This is a genomic window from Acinetobacter sp. GFQ9D191M, from assembly GCF_011174875.1.
Lineage (GTDB): Bacteria > Pseudomonadota > Gammaproteobacteria > Pseudomonadales > Moraxellaceae > Acinetobacter.
Map to the genome: position 1 here is coordinate 1 of NZ_JAALGV010000165.1, position 5601 is coordinate 5601.

General features: G+C 41.1%; 5 protein-coding genes. 2 read left to right on the forward strand and 3 right to left on the reverse strand.

The features are described from left to right. The first annotated feature begins 654 nt into the window (after positions 1–654). On the forward strand, positions 655–1728 hold the full coding sequence (locus tag G5T77_RS16875) for an aromatic ring-hydroxylating dioxygenase subunit alpha (protein WP_166139644.1): 1074 nt from the start codon (positions 655–657) through the stop codon (positions 1726–1728). Between the two features lie 55 nt (positions 1729–1783). Beyond that, a complete protein-coding gene (locus G5T77_RS16880; RefSeq protein ID WP_166139645.1) occupies positions 1784–2725 on the forward strand; it encodes a PDR/VanB family oxidoreductase in 942 nt (313 codons plus the stop codon). A gap of 108 nt (positions 2726–2833) precedes the next feature. On the opposite strand, the gene G5T77_RS16885 is transcribed toward G5T77_RS16880, so the two are convergent. The 3 genes from G5T77_RS16885 to mhpT form a co-directional block, all read right to left on the reverse strand. Continuing rightward, on the reverse strand, positions 2834–3523 hold the full coding sequence (locus tag G5T77_RS16885) for a GntR family transcriptional regulator (protein ID WP_099337167.1): 690 nt from the start codon (positions 3521–3523) through the stop codon (positions 2834–2836). A gap of 164 nt (positions 3524–3687) precedes the next feature. Beyond that, positions 3688–4134, reverse strand: a complete 447-nt coding sequence (locus G5T77_RS16890) for a MarR family transcriptional regulator (protein WP_099337168.1) — start codon at positions 4132–4134, stop codon at positions 3688–3690. 73 nt (positions 4135–4207) lie between these two features. After that, on the reverse strand, positions 4208–5440 hold the full coding sequence (gene mhpT, locus G5T77_RS16895) for a 3-(3-hydroxy-phenyl)propionate transporter MhpT (RefSeq protein ID WP_099337169.1): 1233 nt from the start codon (positions 5438–5440) through the stop codon (positions 4208–4210). Positions 5441–5601: the final 161 nt, after the last annotated feature.

Sequence of the window (5601 nt, forward strand, 5' to 3'; positions counted from 1 at the left end):
GACAAACCCGGTACGGTTCAACCCTTTGAAAAGCTTTAGTAACTTTCATCTTTAATCTCCTAATATAATAGGTAATTCATAAGAATCTCGTGTAATTCATTAATGAATTAGATTTAGGTTACCCATATCTTTTGAATTTTTCCGTAGAAAAATATGCAGGAAAAATTAATGCTGAAGCCTTAGTCTCCCATCATAGAAAATACAATATAGATAGAAACCATAAAGATACATATAATTAAAAGGCATTAATTTTCAAAATCTTATATAAAATTTTATATTAAAAAACCTCTAATCTATCTTCTGAAAGAATAATCTTTTCAACAAAAACCAGCTCCTTTCTTTCCGGTTTTTTGATTATTCGTTCAAAAGTACATTTTTTCTTTCATCAGTAAGACGATCCAAAAAACAGTTCGAACCCCTGTTTATTTTTAATTAATAGTTTATATGCCATTGAAGGCAACTCTTTAGTTAATTAGGGAATGCCTAAATACAAAATTTTAAGCCAAATAATAAATTATCTATCAATAGGTAAAGCTTACTTGAAAGAAATCCGCTCAATTAAATGGATCCAATATATTCATTTTTACACTTTATTGTGTTGACTAAACATACAAATAATCATAAATTGGATCCAATTGATAAGGAGATCAGAATATGTTCATTAAAAATGCTTGGTATGTGGCAGCGCGTCCTGAAGAAGTTATGGGAAAGCCATTAGGTCGTCAGATCTGTGGTGAAAAAATGGTGTTTTATCGTGGTAAAGAAAATAAGGTCTATGCAGTAGAAGACTTCTGCCCACATCGCGGTGCTCCACTATCTTTAGGCTTTGTAGAGGATGGCAATCTGGTCTGTGGTTATCATGGATTAGTCATGGGCTGTGATGGCAAGACAGTGGCGATGCCTGGACAACGTGTTCGTGGTTTTCCATGTAATAAAAGTTATAGCGTCGTGGAAAAATTTGGTTTTATCTGGGTATGGCCAGGCGACCAGTCACTTGCAAGTGAAGATCAGTTACCAGAACTGGAATGGGCTGATAATCCTGAATGGGCTTATGGTGGTGGATTGTTTCACATCAATTGCGATTATCGCCTGATGATTGACAACCTGATGGATCTTACGCATGAAACGTATGTGCACTCCGCCAGTATCGGCCAAAAAGAAATTGATGAAGCTGCTCCTACTACCCGTGTAGATGGAGACCATGTCATTACAGAACGTCATATGGAAAATATTTACGCACCTCCATTCTGGCAAATGGCATTAAGAGGTAACAATCTCGCTGATGATGTTCCTGTAGACCGTTGGCAGATCTGTCATTTCTTTGCGCCAAGTAATGTACATATTGAAGTTGGCGTAGCCCATGCAGGTAAAGGCGGTTATCAGGCAGATCCCGAGCATAAAGTGTCTTCTATTGTAGTGGACTTTATTACGCCCGAAACAGAAACTTCTCACTGGTATTTCTGGGGTATGGCTCGCCACTTCCAGCCAGATAATGTTGAACTGACAGGCCAGATCCGTGAAGGTCAAGGTAAGATTTTCTCAGAAGATCTGGACATGCTGGAACAGCAACAACAAAACTTGCTCCGCTATCCTGACCGTAAATTGCTGATGCTAAATATTGATGCGGGCGGAGTGCAAGCGCGCAAAGTGATTGATCGCCTGATCAGCCAAGAACAGGTGAACGAGATTGCAGGCAAAGACCATATTCCGTCAGTCACGCTTGGTTAAATAGTTAAAGTTTTAAGACAGTATTTTGATTTTTCAGTTTAGGAGCGGTACTCACATGGAAGTGACCATTCATCAGATCCATCAACACAATTCTCAGATCAATTCATTTGAGCTCATGAGTTGTAATGGAGAACCTCTACCTCCTTTTAAAGCAGGCGCGCATATTGATGTACATATGAGCGAGGGATTAATACGCCAATATTCTTTGGCGAATTGCAGCAGCGAACAGCACCGCTATGTGATTGGTGTACTGAATGATCCCAACTCACGTGGTGGCTCACGCTTTATGCATGAACAGTTACAAGTCGGACAACGTATTCAGATCAGTGAACCACGTAACCTGTTTGAACTGGACACAGCACTTGAACATGCCATCCTATGTGCAGGCGGGATTGGGATTACACCGATTCTGGCAATGGCCAAAGAATTAAAACGACTGAACAAATCTTTCAAGCTGTTTTACTTTGTTAAAACCCGTTCCGCAGTGGCTTTCCAGGAAGATCTCAACCTTTTAGGTGATTCAGTACATCTTCATATTGATGATGAAGCAGCCACACATTGCAATTTACCCGCTGCATTGGCTCAGGCTGACTCGGCACATCATGTTTATGTTTGTGGTCCACAAGGCTTTATGGATTTTGTCATTCAGACTGCACAACAGCAATCGTGGCCTGAAACCCATATTCATAAAGAACACTTTAGTGCACCTGCGATTGATACCAGTGAAGATGGCAGTTTCAGCATTAAAGTTCAAAAAACCGGACAATTGATCCATGTTGCACAGGACCAGACCGCTGTACAGGCACTTGAGGCTGCTGGCGTGAATATTCCTGTTTCTTGTGAACAGGGAATTTGTGGTACCTGTTTAGTGAAGGTAGTAGAAGGTGAAATTGACCACCGAGATATGTACTTAACTGAAGAAGAACAGGCAGCACAGGATCAATTTACCCCATGCTGCTCACGTGCCAAATCTAAAATGCTGGTTATCGATCTTTAAAGAAATAAAAACTGCCAGCTCCTTAAAACTGGCAGTTTAATTTTTCTCCACTTTCCGCCCTTCTGCACCCTCAGGAGGGATTTTTTATTTAAAAAAACAGACTTAAACTTAAGATGGCAGATCAGAATTAAAAATAGAACGCATCATATCCCCAAGCGTGACCACATGACTATGTTCCCGCATCAGACTCTCTGCTCGTGCCGAATCCCGATTTTTCAAGGCATTAAAAATGGCGCAGTGTTGAATATGGGCATGATGTAGTCGGCGAAATTCTGAAAGCGGATTATTTTTATCGTAAGTTAAGGCTTGGGCAGAAGCTAACGGCAGCTGGTTATTCTTACTCAGCGCCTGCACAATCGCGACGTTGTCTGAACCCTGAATAATTGTATTATGAAAAATCGTATTGTAATGATGATAGGTTTCAATATCTTCATTGCTTAGCTCAGTTTTTTTAAATATTGGATCAATTTGGGTAATACATTGCATGAGCTGATCTTGCTGCTGCGTATTTAATCCCTTCTCTGCCAGTTTTTTCGCTGCCAGGCCTTCCAGTACTCCACGAACTTCAAGCGCATCCTGAATCAACTTCGGCGAAATTTCCCTGACCGTATAGCCACGGGTCGGATTTTTGAGTAACAAGCCTTCTTGTTCAAGCAGTCTGAATGCCATACGAACCGGTTGACGTGAAACACCCAACATTTCCGCTGTCGGAATTTCGGCCACGCGAGCACCACCCGGAATTTCACCTGAAATAATCATTTTTCTAAGTTCAATCAGTACTTGCTGACCTGATGACATGGACTTACTCATTTGTGATATGTGTACTGATGCTACCGGGTGAATGAAAATAATTCAACAGAAGCCAGGAAGATCCCATACAGCGTCTAGAACCCCGATCTCCTTGGAAATAGACGTGGAAAATTTATTCAACCGAGACTGCTCCAGTTCAAGGTCATAAAAAATTATTCTTCCTGAAACTGCTGTAAATTCGTAGCCATGATTTCAAGGTTATTCCGGATCAGAAAGGCAAGATTGATATCTACCCCCTTGAGCATCGTTTGTTCCAGTTCCTGAACTACGGCTCGACATTCGTTTAATTTATCTAGCCCTTCCTGCGTGACATTGACAAGAATACGGCGACCATGAGAAGGATCCGATTCCTTACTGATCCAGCCACTACTTAATAAATCCTGTAAAATTTTATTGGTCGATTGTGGTTTGATAAAAGAGCGTTCTGCCAGTTTGGCATTCGAGAGACTACCTTTTGCCGCCAGTACAGACAAGGCTGTAAACTGAGGCAATGTAATGTCTAAAGGCTTCAGGCGTTCATTTAGTAATTTACTGATAATACGATCTACGCGAGCTATCATGTAGCTCAAGGTTGGCAGCTGATTTAACTGATGTTCCATAGTATTTAATTCAACCTTAAATCCTAACCATAAAAAAGTATGGCCCAAAAGAGGCCATACTTGAGTCATCACATTACTGAGTTGACGTATTTAATACAGGCAACTGCTGAGACACTTTTGGTTTACGTACCAAGAATAGTGCTGCAACTGCGGCAATAAAGATCAATGGAATACTTGCACCAATTACCATTGCTGAACTTGAACCCAGAGACAGTAATGCTCCAGCAAAAAGTGGACCGGCAAAAGAACCAATACGTCCTACTGCTACTGCTGCTCCCACACCAGTACCTCTCATTTCTGTAGGATAAAACATGGCAGCAAGCCCATATAGTGCTGACTGACCACCTACAATGAACAATCCACAGCCTACAGCCGATAAAGACAGTAATGCAACTGTAGGTGAAATTGCAAGGCAGCACAGTGAAATAAGAATACCGACATATATGAGTTTAATAACAAAACTCATGCGCAACTTATCCAGCAAAATACCCATCAGGACTGAACCGAATATACCGCCGACATTGTAGCCAATCTGAACATAGTTTGCTTCCGTCTTGCCTAAGCCCTGTGCTCCCATTAACAGCGGTAACCAGTTGAGTAGAAAATACAGAACGACAAGGGTAAAGAAGAAACTGATCCAGATCTGAATCGTAGAGAAACGTCGTTCCTTGGCAAATAACACTTCAAAGAAAGGCGTACTTGGCTTGTTTTGGTGTGCAGAAAGATAAGCACTTGATTCAGGCAAAAATTTCATCAGTAGAGGGATGAGTAAAATTGGAGCCAATCCGCCAACATAGAAGATATGTCGCCACTCAGCATCACCCGCCAATGCCATCGCCACGAAGGAAGTCATCATTCCACCAAAAGGAATACCACTGTACATGATACTGACTGCGGTCCCTTTATATTTTTCAGAGACTGCTTCCGATGCCATGGTAATCATCATGGGCAAGGCACCACCCATACCTAAACCCGTTAAAAAACGAATCAGGAGAAGCAAGTTATAATCACTGGCATATGCTGTCAGTACAGACATAATGCCAAAGATTAAAATACTGATCAGAAGAACCGCTTTACGTCCAATTTTATCTGCATATCGCCCACCCAGTAATGCACCAGGCAGGGTTCCCAAAATTGCTGCACTGAATGCCCATGCCATTTGGGCATTGTCCAGGCCAAACTCCGCTCGCATCCGTGGTGCTGCAACGCCCATCGATTGAAGATCGAAACCTTCAAACACTGCGATTGCAAAACACAGTACGAGTGTAAGCATGGCTTTGCCTTTGCTACTTACACTATGTTCCATTCATTATTGTCCTTTTCGAATTTTTTAATTCATACACTTCCTATGTATTGCCTTCCGTCCTAAGCAATCCGAAAAATATCACCTAAACTTATAATTTAATCAATATATATTTTTATATTTTTACAATTTAAATATTTATTTTATTAGGGTGTGTTGACACT

What these genes read in the sequence shown, in the direction of transcription:
- G5T77_RS16875 (WP_166139644.1), top strand. Translation starts at nt 655, where the DNA reads ATGTTCATTAAAAATGCTTGGTATGTGGCAGCGCGTCCTGAAGAAGTT.
- G5T77_RS16880 (WP_166139645.1), top strand. Translation starts at nt 1,784, where the DNA reads ATGGAAGTGACCATTCATCAGATCCATCAACACAATTCTCAGATCAAT.
- G5T77_RS16885 (WP_099337167.1), bottom strand. Translation starts at nt 3,523, where the DNA reads ATGTCATCAGGTCAGCAAGTACTGATTGAACTTAGAAAAATGATTATT.
- G5T77_RS16890 (WP_099337168.1), bottom strand. Translation starts at nt 4,134, where the DNA reads ATGGAACATCAGTTAAATCAGCTGCCAACCTTGAGCTACATGATAGCT.
- mhpT (WP_099337169.1), bottom strand. Translation starts at nt 5,440, where the DNA reads ATGGAACATAGTGTAAGTAGCAAAGGCAAAGCCATGCTTACACTCGTA.